Origin of the sequence: Pseudoalteromonas sp. NZS100 (assembly GCF_015864815.1) — a bacterium.
Taxonomy (GTDB): domain Bacteria; phylum Pseudomonadota; class Gammaproteobacteria; order Enterobacterales; family Alteromonadaceae; genus Pseudoalteromonas; species Pseudoalteromonas distincta.
In genome coordinates, this window is record NZ_JADYWM010000008.1 from 39,901 (window position 1) to 58,771 (window position 18,871).

Annotated in this window: 18 protein-coding genes; 13 read left to right on the forward strand and 5 right to left on the reverse strand. The window is 39.3% G+C overall.

The features are described from left to right. Nucleotides 1-3 precede the first annotated feature (3 nt). Genes pdsO through I6E69_RS10230 form a run of 3 tightly spaced genes read left to right on the forward strand, consistent with a single transcriptional unit; the run spans nucleotide 4 to nucleotide 3,392 of the window. Entirely contained in the window at nucleotides 4-735 is a 732-nt protein-coding gene (pdsO, locus tag I6E69_RS10220; protein ID WP_007377011.1) for a sortase-associated OmpA-like protein PdsO, read from the forward strand. Nucleotides 736-771: 36 nt separating this feature from the next. Continuing rightward, nucleotides 772-2,790, forward strand: coding sequence for a marine proteobacterial sortase target protein (locus I6E69_RS10225; RefSeq protein WP_197121198.1), 2,019 nt, complete (start codon nucleotides 772-774; stop codon nucleotides 2,788-2,790). Continuing rightward, nucleotides 2,787-3,392, forward strand: a complete 606-nt coding sequence (locus I6E69_RS10230) for a class GN sortase (RefSeq protein ID WP_197121199.1) — start codon at nucleotides 2,787-2,789, stop codon at nucleotides 3,390-3,392. Before I6E69_RS10225 ends, I6E69_RS10230 begins: the two co-directional genes overlap by 4 nt. On the opposite strand, the gene I6E69_RS10235 is transcribed toward I6E69_RS10230, so the two are convergent. After that, entirely contained in the window at nucleotides 3,287-4,246 is a 960-nt protein-coding gene (locus I6E69_RS10235) for a DMT family transporter (protein WP_024597327.1), read from the reverse strand. The genes I6E69_RS10230 and I6E69_RS10235 overlap by 106 nt on opposite strands. Nucleotides 4,247-4,365: 119 nt before the next feature. Between I6E69_RS10235 and proB the strand changes: the two genes are divergently transcribed. From proB to I6E69_RS10260, 6 genes are all read left to right on the forward strand, one after another. Beyond that, on the forward strand, nucleotides 4,366-5,469 hold the full coding sequence (gene proB, locus I6E69_RS10240) for a glutamate 5-kinase (RefSeq protein WP_197121200.1): 1,104 nt from the start codon (nucleotides 4,366-4,368) through the stop codon (nucleotides 5,467-5,469). A gap of 101 nt (nucleotides 5,470-5,570) precedes the next feature. Further along, complete coding sequence (locus I6E69_RS20655) at nucleotides 5,571-5,759, forward strand: hypothetical protein (RefSeq protein WP_231619757.1); 189 nt, start codon at nucleotides 5,571-5,573, stop codon at nucleotides 5,757-5,759. A 26-nt stretch (nucleotides 5,760-5,785) separates the two neighbouring features. Continuing rightward, nucleotides 5,786-6,544 carry a GGDEF domain-containing protein gene (locus I6E69_RS10245; RefSeq protein ID WP_231619758.1) on the forward strand — a complete coding sequence of 253 codons (759 nt, stop codon included), beginning with the start codon at nucleotides 5,786-5,788 and terminating at the stop codon, nucleotides 6,542-6,544. 56 nt (nucleotides 6,545-6,600) lie between these two features. Then, nucleotides 6,601-6,960 (forward strand): glutaredoxin domain-containing protein, encoded by a 360-nt coding sequence (locus tag I6E69_RS10250; RefSeq protein WP_002961611.1) that lies wholly within the window; start codon nucleotides 6,601-6,603, stop codon nucleotides 6,958-6,960. Nucleotides 6,961-6,999: 39 nt separating this feature from the next. Next, nucleotides 7,000-8,484, forward strand: a complete 1,485-nt coding sequence (gene gltX / locus I6E69_RS10255) for a glutamate--tRNA ligase (protein ID WP_002961608.1) — start codon at nucleotides 7,000-7,002, stop codon at nucleotides 8,482-8,484. Nucleotides 8,485-8,647: 163 nt separating this feature from the next. Next, nucleotides 8,648-8,947 (forward strand): hypothetical protein, encoded by a 300-nt coding sequence (locus tag I6E69_RS10260; RefSeq protein ID WP_002958795.1) that lies wholly within the window; start codon nucleotides 8,648-8,650, stop codon nucleotides 8,945-8,947. A 16-nt stretch (nucleotides 8,948-8,963) separates the two neighbouring features. Here the strand turns inward: I6E69_RS10260 and I6E69_RS10265 are convergent, their stop codons facing one another. Continuing rightward, nucleotides 8,964-9,356, reverse strand: coding sequence for a hypothetical protein (locus I6E69_RS10265; RefSeq protein WP_197121201.1), 393 nt, complete (start codon nucleotides 9,354-9,356; stop codon nucleotides 8,964-8,966). A 104-nt stretch (nucleotides 9,357-9,460) separates the two neighbouring features. After that, nucleotides 9,461-10,240, reverse strand: a complete 780-nt coding sequence (locus tag I6E69_RS10270; RefSeq protein ID WP_231619759.1) for a CPBP family intramembrane glutamic endopeptidase — start codon at nucleotides 10,238-10,240, stop codon at nucleotides 9,461-9,463. A 202-nt stretch (nucleotides 10,241-10,442) separates the two neighbouring features. Between I6E69_RS10270 and I6E69_RS10275 the strand changes: the two genes are divergently transcribed. From I6E69_RS10275 to I6E69_RS10285, 3 genes are all read left to right on the forward strand, one after another. Continuing rightward, nucleotides 10,443-11,144 (forward strand): DUF3581 domain-containing protein, encoded by a 702-nt coding sequence (locus I6E69_RS10275; protein ID WP_197121203.1) that lies wholly within the window; start codon nucleotides 10,443-10,445, stop codon nucleotides 11,142-11,144. A 176-nt stretch (nucleotides 11,145-11,320) separates the two neighbouring features. Continuing rightward, nucleotides 11,321-12,568 (forward strand): DEAD/DEAH box helicase, encoded by a 1,248-nt coding sequence (locus tag I6E69_RS10280; protein ID WP_039484965.1) that lies wholly within the window; start codon nucleotides 11,321-11,323, stop codon nucleotides 12,566-12,568. Between the two features lie 59 nt (nucleotides 12,569-12,627). Next, the gene (locus I6E69_RS10285; RefSeq protein ID WP_197121204.1) at nucleotides 12,628-13,602 is read left to right on the forward strand and encodes a sensor domain-containing diguanylate cyclase; all 975 of its coding nucleotides are present in this window, start codon (nucleotides 12,628-12,630) and stop codon (nucleotides 13,600-13,602) included. Between the two features lie 86 nt (nucleotides 13,603-13,688). Here the strand turns inward: I6E69_RS10285 and I6E69_RS10290 are convergent, their stop codons facing one another. Together I6E69_RS10290 and I6E69_RS10295 are read right to left on the reverse strand one after the other, a co-directional pair. After that, the gene (locus tag I6E69_RS10290) at nucleotides 13,689-14,564 is read right to left on the reverse strand and encodes a hypothetical protein (RefSeq protein WP_197121205.1); all 876 of its coding nucleotides are present in this window, start codon (nucleotides 14,562-14,564) and stop codon (nucleotides 13,689-13,691) included. Between the two features lie 185 nt (nucleotides 14,565-14,749). Further along, on the reverse strand, nucleotides 14,750-15,706 hold the full coding sequence (locus I6E69_RS10295; RefSeq protein WP_197121206.1) for a methylenetetrahydrofolate reductase: 957 nt from the start codon (nucleotides 15,704-15,706) through the stop codon (nucleotides 14,750-14,752). Between the two features lie 259 nt (nucleotides 15,707-15,965). Here I6E69_RS10295 and I6E69_RS10300 point away from each other — a divergent pair, with 259 nt between their 5' ends. Then, entirely contained in the window at nucleotides 15,966-18,848 is a 2,883-nt protein-coding gene (locus tag I6E69_RS10300; RefSeq protein ID WP_197121207.1) for a pitrilysin family protein, read from the forward strand. The last annotated feature ends 23 nt before the right edge of the window (nucleotides 18,849-18,871 follow it).

Sequence of the window (18,871 nt, forward strand, 5' to 3'; positions counted from 1 at the left end):
ATCATGAAGAAGACATTAATTGCGTTAACACTCGTTGCTAGTTTTTGTACTCCAGCAATTGCCTCAACATCTAACACGCCATCAAAAGAAGCCCATAAAGAAACGGCTATTGGGCTAGGTGCAGGCGCTATTATTGGCGGCGTAGTGGGCGGACCAATAGGTGCGTTTATTGGGGCATTTGCCGGTGGTTTAATAGGTGATTCAAAAGTAGCAGATAACAAAATTGCAGAGCAAGAGCGTGCCATTACGGTTATGAAAGAAAAAACTAGCGATTACCAACACGTGCTTAACCACAATAATATGTTAGAGCAACAGCTAGAAGTGCTTGCCAATCAAAATGAGCAGTTAACTCAAGTTCAAATTAATAACTTATTGGCGATGACGGTGCAATTTAAAACAGGTTCAAGTGTTATTGCCCCGCATTTTGCACTGCAGTTAGACCAACTAGTTACCTTGTTAAACAACCAACCACAACTCGCACTTGATTTAAGTGGCTTTGCCGATCAACGCGGCGATGAACAAGCCAACCTTTTACTTTCTAAAGCGCGTGTAAATGCCGTGCAAAGCTATTTAATAAAACACGGCGTGAGCCACAAACGCTTAAGTACGCAGGCATTTGGCGAGCAGCAAACATTGGCTAACAGCAACACGGTGGAAGATAACTTTTTTGATAGACGCGTAACGCTTACCACTCGCTCAATGAACCCTGTAAATGGCCAAACGGCGAGTAACTAAAACTATTTAAAACAAAGCGTTCGATGGAGTGATTTTATGTTGAGTAAACCAACCAAAATGCTTACTAAAGTAAGCATTTTTATATTCATAGCGATTGTGCTGTTAGCGAGCTTTAAAAGCCAAGCGCAATCACCCAAGTTAGAACTTTTTGATAGCAATGGTGCGCCAGCAGGCCCCGCAATAATATTAAAAAGCGACGCCAATATGACCTTAACCGGCCTAATTAATCATGTTGTAGTTACGCAAACCTATCAAAACGAAAACCCGTTTGCAGTCAACGCGCGCTACGTTTTTCCATTGCCTGATGAAAGCGCCGTACATGCCATGACTATGCGTATAGGTGAGCGAGTCATTAAAGGCCAAATTGATAAAAAAGTGGAAGCCGAAAAAAAATACGAGGAGGCTAAAAAAGCAGGTAAGCAAGCGGCCCTTGTACGCCAGCAACGCGCCAATATGTTTATTACGAATGTGGCAAATATTGGTCCTGGTGAGCAAGTGATTATTGAGCTTGAGTATCAAGAAATAATTGATTACAGCAGCGGTACATTCGCTATTAGGTTTCCTACTACCATTACACCGCGTTATCACGCGATTAGTGGTGAGGTTGAGGTTAGTACTCAAAATCAAGCGCATGTTAATCCGCTCCCAACGGGATGGTTAAGCCCTGTTTACAGCATTCAAAACATCACTCAAAATGATAACGTACCAAGCAGCCAATTTACCTTAAACATAGATATAGACGTAGGCTTAGAGCTGGTGGATATCAGTTCTAAATTTCACAATGTTGATGTGCAAAACACTGCGTTTGGACAATATAAAATAGCGTTAAATGAGACAAATGCAGTTAATCGCGACTTTGTACTGGAGTTTAAACCGCTGCAAAAAGAGCAAGCTCAAGCCGCATTTTTTACTCAGCAGTTTGAAAATGGTGACCGATACGGGCTTGCTATGCTAATGCCACCAGGGGATCACTTTACACAAACTCAGCGCTTACCTCGCGAAATGGTATTTGTAGTTGATACGTCAGGCTCTATGCATGGGCAATCTATGGAGCAAGCTAAAAAAGCGTTGTTTTATGCACTTTCATTACTTGATAGCGACGACAGCTTTAACATTATTGGTTTTGACAACATAGTGACTCCAATGAGCGATAAACCACTTATAGCCAGTGACTTTAATTTACGCCGTGCAGAGCGATTTATTTATAGCCTAGAGGCCGACGGCGGCACAGAAATACAAGGTGCGCTTAATGCCGTACTTGATGGCAGCCAGTTTGATGGTTTTGTACGCCAAGTTGTATTTTTAACTGATGGTAGCGTAAGTAATGAAGATGCATTATTTAAAAATATTCAAAGTAAATTAGGCGATAGCCGCTTATTTACAGTGGGTATTGGCAGCGCACCGAATAGCTTTTTTATGCGCCGAGCGGCAGATATAGGCAAAGGCTCATTTACGTTTATAGGCAGCACAAGTGAGGTGCAACCTAAAATGCAGCAGTTGTTTGATAAGCTTGCACATCCGGCTATTACTAACTTGGCGCTAAGCGATGAAAGCGGTAACAGCTTAGATTTTTGGCCATCACCACTACCTGATTTATATTTTGGCGAGCCTATCATGGTCGCTATAAAACTTAATAATGCTAAAAATTTGGTACTTGCTGGGCAAACAGCACAAGGTCCTTTAAGTATTAAATTAAGCACCCAAAATAACTCAAACGCTCAAGGCATTGCAAAACTATGGGCGCGCCAAAAAATCAAGTCATTACTTTTATACAACGAGCAAAGTACAGTTAAAGAGGAAGTACAGGAGCTTGCGCTTACTCATCAATTACTTAGCCCGTTTACTGCTTTTATAGCGATTGAACAAACTCAAATAAAAGAAGTGGCAGAGCAAACAGCGCAAGCTACTAATGCAGTACCACAAGGTATGGCAATGCGTTTACCGCAAACCGATGGGCAAAGCAGGTTACATATATTACTAGGCTGTATTTTATTATTGGGATTTAGCGCCCTTAAAATAAATAGAGGGCTTAAATTAAGCAGGGCACGTAAATGAAAAAGTGGCTAAGCGTGGGCTTACTAATAGCTGGGCTTGGATTATTTGGTCACGGCGCTTATATGCAGGCAAAAGCGTGGCTTGCTCAAATATTAATTGAGCAAGCATGGCAAGAGGCACTTAAATCACCCGACACTAAAGTAAAACCGTGGTATTACGCCGACAGCTACGTGACTGCAAAGCTTGATTGGCCAAGCCATAATAAAACATTAAGTGTATTGGCTGGAGCGAGTGGTCGTAATTTAGCGTTTGCGCCTAGCCAATTTTTACCTGCAGGGGAGCTGGGCGGAAAAGAATTTGGGAACGAAAAAGGCGCGCTAATAGCAGGGCATAACGACACCCACTTTGCATTTTTACAAAACGCCAAAGTGGGAGAGGCGTTTACTTTGCAGCTGCAAAGTGGGGTGATTCAAAATTATAAGGTAACGGGGATTGAGGTTATTCATCAATCCCAAAACTCATTTTTACAAACACCTGGGCTGTATTTGCTTACCTGTTACCCTTTTGATTCGCTTGCCTCGGGTACTGATTTAAGATTGCTTGTATCTGCGCAAATGTCTTCGCCTGATTCACTAAGCGGTATATCAACCACGAGTTCTTGATGGCGCTGGCTTACCATTACGCCAATAAATACTACAAATATGCTCAGCCATTGCCAAACGTTGAGCACTTCGCCCAAAATAATAGCTGACAAAATAAGTGTAAAAATAGGAATTAAATTAGAGTACGCAGCGGCGGTTAATACCGATACTTTGCTAATTGCATAGTTGTACATGCCGTAGCCGCCAAGGGTTACACACGAACCTAAATACAAGATGCTCATGAGCGCAGTTAAGTCGTGTTGGTTTTCGCTTGGTAGGTCGATAAAAAATAAAAACGGCGCAAAAAACAAGCTGCCGCTAATACCTTGCAAAGCAATTAAAGTCAGGGGCGAGTAGCGATTAGCTAAATGTTTAATACTTACGGTATAAAATGCAGCGCACACCATCGCCATAAGCTCTAAAAAGTTACCTAGTAACGGATTAGGTGCTTGGTCGGTACTTGGTGAAAGAAGAGTAAGTAAAATACTGCCGCCTATACACAGCGTAAAACCGACAACAATGGCTTTGCTTATATGCTCTTTAAGTAATACAAAGGCAAGCAACGCAATAATAATAGGCAAGCAAGAGACAATAACACCGGCCTGCGAGGCTGACGTGTATTCCATTGCATGGCCTTCAAATAAAAAGTATAAGCAAGGCTCAGCAAGCGACATACCCACTAAATACTTCCAGTCACCTTTTAAATACTCAAACCGAATAACGTAGCGCCATAAACAAAGTGACAAAACTAACGTGGTGAGCATGCGTAAAAATATCACCAATGCAGGGTCGTAAATAGCAATGGCGTATTTAAGCGCAATAAAAGAGCTGCCCCATAAAAAGGTGGCAATAATTAAACATAAACTGGCAGGCATAGAGAGTAAGTTACTTAATTTAATAAAATCAGATCCTAGCATGAAAATTTTTAACTTGTTCAAAAATACCGAGCTGGTATAAATTAATTCATCTTTAATTAATCAATAGTAAAAAGCACATGCAAAGGGAACAGGTAATAGTTGTAAAGCTTGGTACAAGCGTACTAACTGGCGGCACCGATAAGCTAGACAAAGCACATATGGTTGAATTAGTACGCCAATGCTGCGAGCTTAAAAAGCAGGGGCATCACGTTATTTTAGTATCGAGCGGCGCGGTAGCTGCTGGGCGCGAACAACTATTAAAACCCTGTGGCAGAAGCTTAATTGATAAACAAATGCTTGCTGCAATTGGACAAGGTCAACTTATTCACATTTGGCAGAACTTGTTTGCTTTATATGGGGTAAATGTAGGGCAAATGCTGCTTACTCGCGCTGATGTAGACGACAGAGAGCGCTACCTTAATGCCCGCGATACACTCAATGCGTTATTAAATTACGACGTTGTGCCCATCATTAACGAAAATGACGCAGTCGCTACCAGTGAAATAAAAGTAGGCGACAACGATAATTTATCGGCACTTGTCGCTATTTTGGCTAATGCTAATAAGTTACTGCTACTTACCGATCAAGAAGGGTTATTTACCAGCGATCCGCGCACAAATGCCGATGCTACCCTCATTGGCGAAGTAACACATATAAACGATGAGCTGCGCCAACTTGCTGGTGGCAGTGGTACAAACTTAGGTACTGGCGGCATGGCGACTAAACTGCAAGCCGCCGACATTGCAAGGCGTGCAGGCGTTGAAGTCATTATTGCTAAAGGCGCTGGTAAAAACGTTATTTTAAAATGTATGAGTGACGAGTTACCTGGTACACGCTTTTTAAAACTCACCGCCCCAAAAGATGGCCGTAAAAAATGGCTACTAGCGGGGCCTAAAAGCACCGGCCAAATTGTTATAGATACAGGTGCTATTAGTGCCCTTCAAAATAAAGGTGCAAGCTTACTTGCTAAAGGCGTTACTAATGCATTTGGACGTTTTGAAAGAGGCGATTTAATTGATTTAATAGATACTAAAAATCAAGTAATTGCGCGTGGCTTAACGCGTTTTAGCAGTACCGAGGTAAATAAAATTAAAGGCGCACACTCAAATCAAATAGGTGAGTTACTTGAATACGATAGTGGCGCAGAAGTATTGCATCGCGACGACTTAGTATTACTTTAATACCTATTCTAAAGGATTAGTTAATAAGTATTACCTCATAACTTAGTAAATTCATGAGTATTGTCTAGACTAATAAAAGTTTAATTAGTTTAGGCAGTGTAATGAAGGCAAATAAGTGTGGGCACGAATGGATTATTAAGCTTACCCAGCAAGAGGAAGAAAGTGATTTAGATAGCGCATTAATACAAATAATTAGCGACTTGCTCGAAGTTGATAATTTTGCCATTTACGTCAATAAAAATTTTCAGCCCCCATACCCCCAACTCTTATTAATTCAAACAGTAATTTAGAGCAATTAAGCCCAGATGAAGCATCATTGTTATTACAAAAGGTCACACAAAATAAAATTAGGGTGATCTATGCCTTTAGTAGCACAACAAGTTACGTGCCTATTTATCATTTTGGAAAAGTAGTCGGCACTTTATTAATAGAAACCGAGCAAGAATTACCAGAACGAACAACTATGTTAGCTGTACATATTTTAAATATTTATGCTAATCAGCTTGGGCTATTATATAAGTCGCGGTTAGATCCACTTACAGAGCTTTTAAATAGGCAAACATTTGATAAAAAAGTAATTGAGATTGTATCGGGTAACGGTTTTTTGTTACCAAGAAATGATAACAATAAAGAGCGACGTTGGTATTTAGCTATTGCCGATATCGACAACTTTAAAAATATTAATGATAACTACGGGCATGTAATTGGCGATGAGGTTATTTTACTTGTTGCACGGCTACTAAAAAATAATTTTAGAATAGAAGACTATGTATTTAGGTATGGTGGTGAAGAATTTGCAATGTTATTTCAAGCAAAAACAGAGGCTGATGCACATGTTGCACTTAACCGGTTACGCCTTAATGTTGCCCAATACCCCTTTCCACAAATTGGCCAATTAACCATTAGCATTGGTTTTTTAGAGTTAGTGAGTATTGATACTGTATCGAGTATTGTAAATCAGGCTGATTTAGCGCTTTACTACTCTAAAAATACTGGCCGTAATAGAGTTACCTCCTACAGTGAATTAGAAGTTAATAACGAACCAAAGATAGATAATAGTATTGAGCTTTTTTGATTGTAAATTTGTGCTAAAATCTGGCTCCTTAAATTGTTGTAAGCAGAGCACAGAGCATGAAATTAGTTCGTTGGTTTTTAGGTTGTATAATCTTATTCTTTAATTTTGTATTTACTCCTCGCAGTAAAAAGCGTGCAAGCGACGAGCAAGCACAGCTTGATCAGCAAACCTCACAATTTAAACTGTACCAATTTAAAGCATGCCCGTTTTGTGTAAAAGTACGCCGCGCTATTAAGCGCGAAGGCTTAAACATAGAAACGCGTGATGCAAAAAATAATGAGCAATATCGTCAAGAGCTTCTTGAGCAAGGCGGCAAAGTTAAAGTGCCTTGCCTGCGTATAGAGAAAAATGGCCAAGTACAATGGCTGTATGAATCAAACGATATTATTGCTTACTTAAACAAAGTAGCTGCATAAACCACTTTTATTATCTCACTTATTTAAAGAGAATTTACCATGACAATTCGCACCCGTGTTGCCCCGTCGCCAACTGGTGACCCGCATCTTGGCACCGCTTATATCGCCTTATTTAACTACTGTTTTGCTAAACAACAAGGCGGTGAATTTGTACTTCGTATAGAAGATACAGACCAAGTACGTAGCACGCCAGAGTCTGAACTTGCGATTATGGATAGCTTACGCTGGTTAGGGCTTGAGTGGGATCATGGTCCTGATGTGGGTGGCGAATTTGGTCCTTACCGTCAATCTGAGCGTAGCGATTTATATAAAAAATACGCGCATCAGTTAGTTGACGATGGTAAAGCGTTTTACTGCTTTGCAACAAGCGAAGAGCTTGATCAAATGCGTGAAGAGCAAATGGCAGAAGGCTTGCGCCCTAAATACGACGGTCGTGGTTTAAACCATACAGATGAAGAAATTAAAGCAAACTTAGCGGCAGGCAAACCTTACGTTATACGTATGAAAATCCCAAGCGAAGGCACATTTAAGTTTAACGACTACCTACGAGATGAAATTGAGATCCCGTGGGAAAACGTAGACATGCAAGTGCTTTTAAAAGCGGATGGTTTCCCAACGTACTTTTTAGCGAACGTAGTTGATGACCACCATATGCAAATTAGTCATATTTTCCGTGGCGAAGAGTGGATTAACTCAGCACCTAAGTTATTAAAACTTTACGAAGATTTTGGTTGGGAAGCGCCGGTACTTGGTCATTTACCATTACTACGTAACCCAGATAAATCAAAGCTATCTAAGCGTAAAAATCCAACGTCTATTAACTACTATAAAGAAATGGGTTACCTACCAGAAGCCGTGCTTAACTACTTAGGTCGTATGGGTTGGTCAATGCCAGATGAGCGTGAAAAGTTCACACTTAATGAAATGATTGAAAACTTTGACATGAAGCGCGTATCGCTTGGTGGCCCAGTATTCGACGTGGATAAGTTAAGCTGGTTAAACGGCATGTGGATCCGCGAAAATCTAACCGACGAGCAGTTAATTCAGCGCTTTGTTGATTGGAAGTTTAACGGTGAAATGTTAGCTAAAGTATTACCAGAGGCTAAAACGCGTATTAATACCCTTTCGGATATGGTTGAGCTGGCAGGGCACTTTGTAGGTGGTATTCCAACTTACGACCCTGCGCTATTAACAGCTGGTAAAGCAGACGAAAACGTAATACGCCAAGCACTACAATTTTTTGTATGGCAGCTAGAAGGCTTACGTAGCTTTGATAAGCCCGCTATTTTTGCAATTGCAAAAGAAGTTGCTACATTCCACGAGCTTAAAATTAAAGACTTTTTAGAGCCAATTTTTGTCGCAATTACAGGCAAAACATCAAGTACGTCAGTGCTTGATGCAATGGAAATATTAGGCTCTGACTTATCACGTGCTCGTTTACGTGTAGCGCTTGCTCATTTAGGTATTTCTAAAAAGCAGGCTAAAAATATAGAGCGTGCGTACCGCGAATACCCAAGTGCATAATTGCTAAACAATGTACTTTTAAAAGCCGAGCTTAGTAAAATAAGTTCGGCTTTTTTGTTTCAGGCTGTTTAGCTATATGACATCGTATTTTGATATTGTTTAACTAAAGTATTAGTGCTTAGCCCAATGATACAATAGGGAATATAAACTCATAGGAGGCAGTATGATTGCACCTGTAAAAAACAAAGCCATTTTTAGCAGTAACACATTTTCGATAAACCTTGTTACTTACCCAACCAATCATAGCGTAATGAACCATATTGACCCTGTGCAGCAAGGGCGCTATTACAAGCTTAATTTTGTATTAGAGAAACCTAAAGCGGGTGGGGTATTTAAATGCTCAAAATGCATTATAAATTTATTTAATCGCGTGTATTTGTTCAGACCCGATAAGTACGAACACAGCGTATCTAAAATCGAGTCTGGAAAGCGCGTACTACTGAGTTTTGCGCTTAATATATAATTTGCACTTTTACTTATTAATAGTCGTAGGCCTGTCCGGTGCATAAAACAGATAGGTCGCAGTACGATACAGAGGTTTCACTACAGGAATTAATAGTAAAAGCATTCCCGCCTCTGCGCATAGCATCAGCTTTAAGTAAATCAATCGCGTTTGATTTAGAGCGATTGTAACTTACATTATTGCTGCCCATACCGTCGCCATCACAGCTTTCACCTTCTATTCGGCCTAGGAGTGTTGCGCCACTTTCGTGTGCTTCTTGGTCGCTATAAAATTGCTGTAAATCTCTTTTATTAACGTAGGTGCCAATTTCTTGAGATAAAACACCGTTGTCTATATCTGTATGATAAGTCATTCCTGAACAACCCGTTATTGTGGCCAGCACTGTTATTGTCATTATAAAACGTGGCATATTTATTAGTCCTTTAATTTATTATTTAAAGTAGTAAATTACTAACAAAATCAAATGCTGGCAATGTTTGCCAACAGGTAAATTGTTAGCATTTGTAAATGTATTTAGATTTTACTGAGCATAGGGTAAGTAAACAAAAAGAAGTGGCAAACATTAACTAACCAATGGCACATAATGGCCCACTCTAAGCGCTGCGTTTTATAAAAAATATAGCCATATCCTAAGCCTGCAATAAATGAAACCAATACATAGTTAAATCCTCCTGCAAAATGTGCCAAAGCAAACACTGCTGCTGTCATTATTGGAGCAAGTAGCGCTGGGCGAGTAGATGTGATTATTTGGCTAAGTTTGGTTTGTAATAAACCTCTAAACAAAGCTTCCTCAGCTACACAGGTAAATAAAAGATTAATAGCAATAAAGGCTAACCAAAAGTTGGGCACTTTTGGGTTAAAGCTTACAAGTCCAAGTGTTAAAGCCGCAGTGAGCGAAGCTAAAACAGTAGCAATAATTATAAAAATAGGTTGTTTAACGTTTAATGGGCCTGCTTTATTAGAGTCTGCTTTTAAAGCTTTTTTATTCGAATAAAAGTAAGCACAAAGGAATAACCCAGCCATAGCTTTATCAAAATTAGCATAAAGGGTAAAAGCAATCGCATCGCTTGTAATACGCTCATCTATAACAATAGGGAGGTTATTAAAACCAGGCACCCAATGAAGTGCTAATGCCAGTGAGGAAATTATAAAAACAGTACCTAAAATAGTGCGTATTATTGCCCGCTTTGCATTTAGCACACAGTAGTATAAAACAACGTAAAGCCCAGTGCTGAGCAGAGCATACAAATTTATATAACCTTGAAAATACCCACTTACTACACTTAAAGCCATTAAGTAGTGCCAAAGGGGTTGCCGCATTATTGATATTTTGTAGTGCGGAAAAACACATATAATTGATAGTGCTAATAAATAAAAGGTCATTGTTTTTTATTACTCTGTTTTATTTAGCCATTAATCTAACAGATTCGACCTCTCAATATTTTTTTTCTGGTAATATAGATAGGTTATAAGCAGTTTAAGCAGTGAACAAACTATGTTAAGTCCTTTTTTTCAGCAGCATGCTGATTATGTTTCTATCTCTCGTGAGCAGGGTTGTCGCTTCGCTAAATGCGTTGCTGACGATTTTAATCCACTTCATGACAAAGATGCCAAAAAGTTTTGCGCGCCAGGAGACTTACTTTTTTCATTGGTACTAGACCGCTACGGTATTAGTGAACAAATGGAATTTACTTTTGCCGGTATGGTTGATGAAAACACCAAACTACATTTCCCTGAGGGAGCCGATGAGTTTGATGTTACCAATGGCGAAAAAGTAATTTTAAAGGTAAAGCGCAGCGGTAAAACCAGCCAATGCCCAGCACTAACTAATAGTCTAATAAAAAATTATGTTGAGTTTTCTGGTACAACTTTTCCGCATGTAATTATCCCATTAATGGGCAAGCAAGAGGTAATGATAAACCCTGCTCGTCCGATGGTAATTTACGAATCAATGCTTATTAATCTTGATAACCTTGATATAACAGCGCCAGTACTTGAATTTGCAGAGCCAAGCTTTGAGTACACTGGTAAGCGCGGAAAAATTACACTACGTTTTAACCTGTTAGAAAACGGCGTTAAAGTGGGTAGTGGTGAAAAGCACATGGTGGTTTCGGGTATTCGCGAATACTGCCAAGCAACAGTTGACGATTTAATAGCGTTTTACAACGAACGTAAAGCGACACTAAAGCCAGCTTAAAGCTACAGCAAATTATAAAAGGCGCTAAATACAACGGTTATTTAGCGCTTTTTTTATTGTTTTAGCGCTAAAGCGAAAGAGAGCAATCACGATTAAATACTTTTCTGGACTGGTTAATTTACGCAGTACAGTAATATGCGTACAATAGCGCTCTTTGTTATTTTAAAGCTAAGCCTATGTCTGCCACTACGTTCTCATCACTTAATCTCGACCCGTTATTATTAACAGCGATTGAGCAAAATAATTACACTCAGCCTACCGCAATTCAGATTAAAACTATTCCGCCTATTTTAGCCGGAAGTGATGTAATGGGCAGCGCGCAAACAGGTACGGGTAAAACCGCCGCCTTTGTTTTACCTCTATTACATAAGCTTTTAAATACCCCTAAAAAAGATGAACAAGGCCTTGCCCGCGTTGTAATTTTAACGCCAACACGAGAGCTTGCTCAGCAAGTATTTGCCAGCTTTGAAAAGTACGCACAAGGCACTAATATCAATGGTGCTTTAGCCTATGGTGGTGCAAGTATTGGCCCTCAAATTAAAGCACTTAAAACAGCGCAAGTTATAGTGGCCACACCAGGGCGTTTGCTTGATCATATAGTTAAAGGCAGTGTGGTACTTTCAAGCGTAGACTCTTTAGTGTTTGACGAAGCCGACCGCATGCTTGATATGGGCTTTATTGATGAAATTAGACGTATATTGCGACATATACCGGGCGATCGCCAAACTTTACTCTTTTCAGCTACGTTTGATGACAGCGTGTTTGAACTCAGTAAAAAGTTACTTAAAAACCCAGAACTAATTGAAGTTGATAAACGTAACTCAGCCGCAGTTGAAGTAGAGCAAGTTATTTACGCTGTAGATGAAGACCGTAAGCGCGAACTTGTATCGCACATGATTGGCATGAAAAACTGGCGCCAAGTGCTTATTTTTACTCGCACAAAACAAATGGCCGATCAGCTTGCTAAAGAAATGTGTAAAGATGGGTTAAAAACCGAATCAATCCATGGCGATAAATCGCAAGGCGCACGTGACCGTGCATTGCAAAACTTTAAAGAGGGTATTACACGCGTACTTGTTGCAACCGACGTCGCTGCGCGTGGTTTAGATATTTCTACACTTAGATACGTAATTAATTTTGAACTGCCTTACATTGCTGAGGATTACGTACACCGTATTGGCCGTACAGGTCGCGCTGGTGAACAAGGGCTTGCTATGTCATTGGTAAGTCTTGATGAGCAATGGCTGCTAGAAGAAATTGAAGTATTACTCGATACGCGTTTAACGCCGCAGTGGTTAGAAGGTTACGAGCCTGACTTAAATAAAAAGCCCAAAGATAATCGTAAAAATACTAATAAATCTCGAAAAGATCGCGATAAAAAACGCATTACAGGTAAAAGAGAGCCAAGTAGACGTCGTAAATAATAGCTTTTACTTTACTTTTTTGCCTATACTGGAGCTATTAAATAGCCGAGGTAAAGTTAATGTTTGAAACTGATAAATGGGCATTCTCTGGTGTTGATGGCCAAATATCTTTGCATAAATGGCAAAAAACAATGGACCTTATCACGGGGCTTTTTTCAGCCCCGTCTGGTTATATAGTTCAGGCAACAAGCAAAGGCTATCGCGTTGTTATTAGAAATAACGAAGGTGGCTCAAGCTTTGAAACCAACCCGATACTTCCCCCTCAAACTCCTCTTTTTTGTCGGCACGTCGCTGAAACTAATAATATTTTATATGTTAATGATGCAAGCAATAACGATGCATGGAACACCCTACCAGAAGTAGTTGAGGACGGTGTTGAATCCTACCTAGGCTTACCTATTCATTGGCCAGAAGGTGAAGTATTTGGCACGCTATGCTTAAAAGACACTAAAATAACTAGCTATACCGATGAATACTTTGAACTCATAGAGCAACTACGCGATTTAATTGAAGACGACCTAGCGCTTGTTTACAGCTATGAACAAATGCGCGAAATAGCCATGTTAGACTCATTAACAGATATTTATAATCGCCGAGCACTTAACTTACTCGCTCAGCAAAAGCTTAATTTAGCACTGCGTTTGGGATTCGACGTATGTTGCTTGTTTATAGATATAAACGACTTTAAAAAATTAAACGACACCTTTGGTCATGAAGTAGGTGACAAAGCCTTAATTATTTTGGCTGATACGCTAAAAAACCATTTAAGAGATGCCGACATAGTAGGGCGTTTAGGTGGTGATGAGTTTGTTGCAGTAATGCAATTAAGCGATAAGAGTAAAATTAATTACATCATGGATAAAATATCCTCTGAGTATTCAAAAGCTTTACTCAAAGCAGACGTTTGCGATTTATCGCTCAGCATAGGTTTTAGTTTTACTAATAAACAAAAGCAGCCCTTTGAAGCGCTATTAAATGATGCAGACCACGCAATGTATAAAAATAAACAAGCGTATAAGCTCGCCAGGAGTTAGGGGGATAGGAATTTAGTTTAGAAAATTATGTGCTAAACAAGCTTAAATGATAGCTTGTTTTTAAGTATATTCTAGTATCTTTAAGTTCAGCTATTTCTTAAGTGTTTTTCCTGCAAATCAAATTTAGATAATATAGTTCGATGATACTCCGTGATGAAAATGTCGCTCACCTCATTATGGTTAGGTACACCTTGGAAAGATAGAAGTGCTAGAACTAACTCTCGTTGACTCTGTAATATTCTGAATAACGAAGAGTCGCTGTTATATCTTTGACTTTTATAATGAATTCCTTCGATTATATTAGGAAATGTTAAACTTTTTTCTATCTCTCTTTTTGATTTATTAGTGTAGCCTTCATCTAAACAATAGCGCTCATAATACTCAACAACATCTTTTAATTCATTTATTATTGTGCGAACTTTATACGGGCAAACTTTTATATCGAATTTGTTGATATGTGATTCTGAAAATATGAGCCGATAAGTAATATAAGGATTAATAGATATATTTGATGATTCTAAAGTTTTAACAAATTCTTTAAATTTATCGAAGTGATTAAAGTAGTTATTTGCAGCATTGTTTACTTCTATAAGTTGGTTGCTTTTAGCTTTTTGTTTTGACGAGTGAAAGCGATTTACCATTATTGTTAATGTCACTGGGATCGTTAGGCAAGTGATGGGTACCGCAAAGAAGTGCACAATGAACTGTAGGTTATCAGAACTTACTGATGAAATAATACGGTTAGAATTCAATAACTCTAAGAGTAGTTTCCAAGATAACCATATGATCACCACCATAGGTACTATGAGTACAACCCAAAAGGAGCAGTTTTTATGAAGTGCCTTATCTTCTTCAATTCTGAAGGGTTTCGTTATTGCTAAATGTAATAACCTTCTAATTTTATTTAAATAAATTTTAGAATATAGAACGTATAGTTGATTGTTTCTTTTTAGTGATTTCATAATTCCCTAAGATAAATATTACTCCTTCACTTTATGCTATATGTAAAAGTACTCAATAGCACATAATTTTTAGTTGTTTTTTGAAGTACTACGTGTTTTTAATAAGTTTTATTTTGTATTTTCCAACAAAAAAAGCAAGCCATGAGGCTTGCCAAGAAGGGTGTTAATTAGCTCTTACCTAGCCTTTAAGCTATTAGCTTTTCCGCAAGGTTCAATTCCATAATGGCTTTTAATAAACGGTATAGGTTAATTGACGCGTCAATTTCTTCTTTACGGTTTGTTAAGCTTTCAATATTTAGGCCCAGCGGTACATCTAAATGCGCACAGCTTTTAAGTATTAAGTCGAGGTTTTCGCGGCAAATACGGACTGATTCGCTTAATGTATTGTCTGCATCAAGCATGCGCCATTTAGTTGCCTCTGGCACTGAGATACCCAACCATTGCATAAATTCTAAGGTTTTTTCGCCGCCGCATGGGGTAAAGGTTAATATAATACGTTGTGGTGCAATACCCTGCGCTTTACATGTACGTGCGTAGCTAGTAATTAGCTCTATAGTAGCTTGTGCGTCGTAAACAGCTTGCGATATAAAAAACTGACAACCTTGTGCTGTTTTTTCTATTAATCGTTCGTGCTCATTTCGTTTACTTGAATGGCGCTCGGCAATAGTAACGCCACCTAAAAAGAAATCATCTGATTGCTCAGCCATCGCTTTATACGCATCTGGCAGGCTTAGCTTTATATCGCCTATTGATGACGGGCTACCTACTAATACAACATTTTGTAAATCGTAGTCGTTTTTAGTTTCACTTAGCCAATCTTTAAATTCGCCTACGCCACGCTGCGCCACACTTTTATAAGTAATCACATCTTGTGCAGATAAATTACGAAGTAAATGGCTGTATTCACGCGGGTCAACGGTTTGTTTAAACGCAAATGGGCGGTCTTGATTGGTTCGGCTGCTTTCGTCTTGAATGTCGTAAATTATCACGCCGTCGTATTCAATTTCGTGTAAGCGACCTAATAGCTTTTCTGCAATGGTTTTTAATTGCGCTTTATCGGTGCCAATTTTAGGCGGGGTAGTACCAATAAGATAAACACCTTGGTTGGTGTCCACTATCTTCTCTTTTAGTGATAAAGCCATAATCCTCATTCCAGCTAAGTTTGTTTTGATGGATTTAATATAGCAGCCATTTAGACGTCTAGATAGATTTATTTAATGAAAGTTTTTCAATTAACATGATGTTTATTCATAGTGCTTGTTCCCATAATTTATAATTGACACAGTTGTTTACATTATAAATCCCCTTGGGACTCTTATATTTATTGGCTTTGGGGCATAATCGAGGGTGAGTTAGTAATACATCTGACAACAAATTTTCTCAATTTAAAAAGGGACAACAATGAAATTTAAATTATTAGCAACCAGCTTAGCGGTATCGCTGGCGTTAACAGGTTGCACCATGCAACAAAACCAAAGCACGGTAACAACAGCACAACAAGAACAAGTAAATAAAGCTGATGACCGTGTTTTCTCGCAAGATTATTTAATTGAAGAGCTAGAAAACGGCTTACGTGTCATGGTTGTTAAAACCGACTACCCTGATGTAGTGTCGCTGCAAATTCCGGTATCGGTTGGGTCGCGTAACGAAGTTGAAGAGGGTAAAACAGGCTTTGCTCACTTTTTTGAACACATGATGTTTAAAGGCTCACAAAAATACCCTGAAGATGTGTACTCAGACATATTAAAAAATTCAGGTGTTGATAACCGCGCTTATACAACAAACGATTACACAAATTACCATTTAAACTTTTCGAAGCAGCACCTTGATAAAGTACTTGAGCTTGAAGCTGATATTTTTCAAAACTTAACCTACACCGAAGAGCAATTTAGAACCGAAGCACAAACGGTAAAAGGTGAGTACTTAAAAAACAACGCGAGCCCAATTCGTAAATTATTAAGCGCTGTACGCGAAGAAGCGTTTGATAAGCACACGTATAAACACACCACTATGGGCTTTTTTAAAGACATAGAAGCCATGCCAGATCAAATGGCGTACGGGAAAGAATTTTTTGCTAAATTTTATAAGCCTGAGTATGTGTCACTTGTTATTGTGGGCGATGTAGACCCACAAGCAACAATGGCAATGGTTAAAAAGCATTGGGGTAGCTGGAAAAAGGGTAACTATGTTGCTGACATTAAAGCAGAGCCTGTTCAACAAGCACCAAAATATTTGCACCAGCAAGATGAAGCGCTACCAGGACATTGGTTACTTGTATCCTACAAAGGCGCTGCGTGGGAGCCTGCTAAAAAAGACAGAGCAGCACTTGATTTAATCTCACAGCTTTATTTTTCTAGTAATTCAGATTTATATCAAGAGCTAGTGGTCGACAAACAAATTGCCAGCCAAATGTTTACTTATAACCCAGAGACCAAAGATCCGGGTTTATTACACGTATTTGTTAAAGTAGAAAACGCAGACGATTTAGCCACTGCGCGCGATGCCATTAATCGAACTTATGCAAAAGCACGCACTGAGCTTGTTGATGAGCAAAAGCTCAGTGATTTAAAATCGAATCTTAAATACAGCTTTATTAATGGCTTAGATTCGTCGCAAGCGATTGCATCAACCCTTGCCAGCTACATGCATTTTGAGCGCGATCCTGAGGTTATAAACCAGCTGTATAAATCGGCAGATAACATCACCAGCGCAGATATTAAAGCCGTTGCTAATAAATACTTTACTGATAACGCACGTACTACATTAACAATGTCGGCACTTGATAAAGCCCCAGGTTTTGAGCGAGAAGTTGATTTAAATGCGCTTACTGCAAAGCTTGAACAAGCACCTGCGAAGCCTGCATTTAAAGTACTTGATAAAACCAATAGCTCGCCATTAATCGATGTTAACTTTTTATTCAATACCGGCGCGGCTGCCGACCCTCAAGGCAAAAAAGGTGTTGCTGCGTTAACTGCGGCTATGCTTGCACAAGGTGGCTCAGAGGCGACAAGCTATAAAGATATTCAAAAAGCACTTTATCCGCTTGCAGGTAGCTTTGGTTATCAAATAGATAAAGAAATGCTGTCGTTTCAAGGGCGTATTCATAAAGACAATGCAGCGCAGTGGTATTCACTTGTGAGCGATCAATTATTAAACCCAGGTTTTAGAGACGACGACTTTAAGCGCCTTAAAAAAGAAATGATCGATGGTATTAAATCAGGCTTAAAAGCATCTAACGATGAAGAGCTAGGCAAAGAAGTGCTCTACAGTGCGCTTTACAAAAATCACCCTTACGAAAGCTACAACTATGGTGATATTTCGGATTTAGAAGCGTTGACGCTAGATGATGTTAAAGCGTTTTATAACAGCGAGCTTACGCAATCTAAACTCACGGTTGGCTTAATTGGGGCTGTGCCTGCAAAGCTTAAAGCTAAAATGATGAGCGACTTTGCAACGCTACCAAAGGGTGAGCAAAGCCGTTTAAGTATTCCTGATGCGCCAGTGCTTAAAGGTCATCATGCAACGATTGTAGAAAAGTCAGCGCAATCGACGGCGGTATCGTTTGGTTTTCCTATTGATACAATAAGAAGTAGCGAAGACTGGACAGCCCTTTGGCTTGTGCGTTCGTATTTTGGTGAGCACCGTAGTTCTAACAGCTTTTTATATGAGCGCATTCGTGAAACTCGCGGCATGAACTATGGCGATTACGCATACATTGAATACTTTCCACGTGGTATGTTTCAAACCAAGCCAGATGCAAACCTAGGGCGCTCAGAGCAAATATTTCAAGTGTGGTTACGCCCACTTCGCTCTAATAACGATGCGCACTTTGCAACACGTACCGCCTTGTTTGAGCTAGATAAGCTAATTAAAAATGGTATGAGCGAAGGCGATTTTGAAGCTACGCGTAACTTTTTAATTAACTTTGTGCCGCAAATGGTTGCAAGTCAAAATCGCCAATTAGGTTACGCGCTTGATAGCGAATTTTACAACACAGATAGCTTTGTAAGTTACGTAACTAATAAACTTAAAACGCTAAGCGTTGCCGATGTAAACCGCGTTATTAAAGAAAACTTACAAACAGACAATGTTCACTATGTGTTTATTACTGGTGACGGCGCTGATATGCAAAAACGTTTAGCATCGCAGCAAACCTCACCAATGGTTTACAACACTAATAAACCTGCTGAGTTGGTTGCTGAGGATAAAGTAATTGCTGATTATAAATTAGCAATTCCTGCAAAGAATATTGAAGTGATGAAAGTCGATAAAGTATTTCAATAATTTAAGCAGTTTTTAAACTATCT

Coding starts and splice junctions, on each gene's coding strand:
- pdsO (WP_007377011.1), top strand. CDS start 4: ATGAAGAAGACATTAATTGCGTTAACACTCGTTGCTAGTTTTTGTACT.
- I6E69_RS10225 (WP_197121198.1), top strand. CDS start 772: ATGTTGAGTAAACCAACCAAAATGCTTACTAAAGTAAGCATTTTTATA.
- I6E69_RS10230 (WP_197121199.1), top strand. CDS start 2,787: ATGAAAAAGTGGCTAAGCGTGGGCTTACTAATAGCTGGGCTTGGATTA.
- I6E69_RS10235 (WP_024597327.1), bottom strand. CDS start 4,246: ATGCCTGCCAGTTTATGTTTAATTATTGCCACCTTTTTATGGGGCAGC.
- proB (WP_197121200.1), top strand. CDS start 4,366: ATGCAAAGGGAACAGGTAATAGTTGTAAAGCTTGGTACAAGCGTACTA.
- I6E69_RS20655 (WP_231619757.1), top strand. CDS start 5,571: ATGAAGGCAAATAAGTGTGGGCACGAATGGATTATTAAGCTTACCCAG.
- I6E69_RS10250 (WP_002961611.1), top strand. CDS start 6,601: ATGAAATTAGTTCGTTGGTTTTTAGGTTGTATAATCTTATTCTTTAAT.
- gltX (WP_002961608.1), top strand. CDS start 7,000: ATGACAATTCGCACCCGTGTTGCCCCGTCGCCAACTGGTGACCCGCAT.
- I6E69_RS10260 (WP_002958795.1), top strand. CDS start 8,648: ATGATTGCACCTGTAAAAAACAAAGCCATTTTTAGCAGTAACACATTT.
- I6E69_RS10265 (WP_197121201.1), bottom strand. CDS start 9,356: ATGCCACGTTTTATAATGACAATAACAGTGCTGGCCACAATAACGGGT.
- I6E69_RS10270 (WP_231619759.1), bottom strand. CDS start 10,240: ATGGCTTTAAGTGTAGTAAGTGGGTATTTTCAAGGTTATATAAATTTG.
- I6E69_RS10275 (WP_197121203.1), top strand. CDS start 10,443: ATGTTAAGTCCTTTTTTTCAGCAGCATGCTGATTATGTTTCTATCTCT.
- I6E69_RS10280 (WP_039484965.1), top strand. CDS start 11,321: ATGTCTGCCACTACGTTCTCATCACTTAATCTCGACCCGTTATTATTA.
- I6E69_RS10285 (WP_197121204.1), top strand. CDS start 12,628: ATGTTTGAAACTGATAAATGGGCATTCTCTGGTGTTGATGGCCAAATA.
- I6E69_RS10290 (WP_197121205.1), bottom strand. CDS start 14,564: ATGAAATCACTAAAAAGAAACAATCAACTATACGTTCTATATTCTAAA.
- I6E69_RS10295 (WP_197121206.1), bottom strand. CDS start 15,706: ATGGCTTTATCACTAAAAGAGAAGATAGTGGACACCAACCAAGGTGTT.
- I6E69_RS10300 (WP_197121207.1), top strand. CDS start 15,966: ATGAAATTTAAATTATTAGCAACCAGCTTAGCGGTATCGCTGGCGTTA.